A 1,271-nucleotide genomic window follows, 5' to 3' on the forward strand; every position below is an offset into this window, starting at 1 on the left:
TGACCTGCCACTGAACTTTCATCCAACGGCGATTAGAGCCTCGGCGGTTTTGACTACGCCAATTGGCGTGTTGGTAGCAACCGGCGGAAACGCCAAGCTTTCATATTGCGCAGCGTTGGAGCCGGTTGCGGCGATGGATCCAGCATAGACCGCCGGGGTTTGGTATCCCAGCGACGAGTGTGGCCGGATATTGTTGTAATCGTCGGCCCATTGGGCGATGGCGCTGCGGGCGTGATCGAGGCCAAAGAACAGGCTTTCGTTGAGCAATTCGTCGCGCATCCGACCGTTGAAGGATTCAACATAGCCGTTCTGCATAGGCTTTCCTGGCGCGATATAGTGCCACTCAACCTTGTGATCCTTCGACCAGGCCAGGATGGCATTCGAGGTGAGTTCCGTGCCGTTATCGGAGACAATCATTCCTGGCTTGCCGCGTCGTTCGATCAGTGTCGTCAGCTCCCGTGCGACACGGCGGCCGGAGATTGTGGTGTCCGGGATTGCTGCCAGGCATTCCCGCGTCACATCATCAACGATATTGAGAATCCGGAACCGTCTCCCGCATGCAAACTGGTCGTGCACGAAATCGAGAGACCAACGGGCATTTGCTTTCGCCTCGACCAGGATCGGCGCACGCGTGCCGACGGCCCTTCGTCGAGCCTTCCGCTTGCGAACCGAAAGCCCTTCCTCGCGATACAGCCGATAGATGCGGTTGACGCCGGATGGCTCTCCGTCCCGCCTGAGCAGGACGAACAGCCGTCGGTAGCCGAAGCGCCGTCGCTCGTTGGCAAGGTCGCGCAGCTTCGCCCGCAATTCGACCTCCGGCGGTCGGCAGGACCGATAGCGGATCATCTTGCGATCAGCAGACACAATCTGGCAGGCCCGCCGCTCCGAAAGACCCATTATGTCCTTCAGATGTGCAACGGCGTCACGCTTGGCGGCAGGCCCTACCATTTTTTTGCGAGAAGCTCGCGGAGTGCGGCGGCATCGAGCATCTGCTCGGCCAACAGCTTCTTAAGCTTGGCGTTCTCTTCTTCGAGTGCCTTCAGGCGCTTCGCCTCGGACACCTCCATACCGCCGTATTTGGCTTTCCAGTTATAAAATGTTGCGTCCGAAATCCCATACTTGCGGCACAGGTCGGCCACCTTCATGCCTGCCTCCTGCTCCTTCAGCACCGCAATAATCCGCTCTTCCGTAAATCGCTGCTTCTTCATTCGTCCGTCCTTTATTGGGCCGGAATCTAATCCATTCTGGAGGAAATTCTCAGTGGCAGGTCA

Annotated in this window: 1 protein-coding gene; it reads right to left on the minus strand. The window is 58.1% G+C overall.

Annotation, left to right across the window (positions count from 1 at the left end; genetic code table 11):
- Positions 1 to 18: 18 nt before the first annotated feature.
- Positions 19 to 1,208, minus strand: a protein-coding gene (locus JNC63_RS21850) for an IS3 family transposase (protein WP_155268893.1) whose coding sequence is annotated in 2 segments (ribosomal slippage) — positions 19 to 956 and positions 956 to 1,208 — 1,191 coding nt in all. Because the reading frame shifts where the segments join, the coding sequence is not laid out codon by codon here.
- Positions 1,209 to 1,271: the final 63 nt, after the last annotated feature.

The sequence above is a fragment of the Brucella ciceri genome, assembly GCF_041930145.1.
Lineage (GTDB): Bacteria > Pseudomonadota > Alphaproteobacteria > Rhizobiales > Rhizobiaceae > Brucella > Brucella intermedia.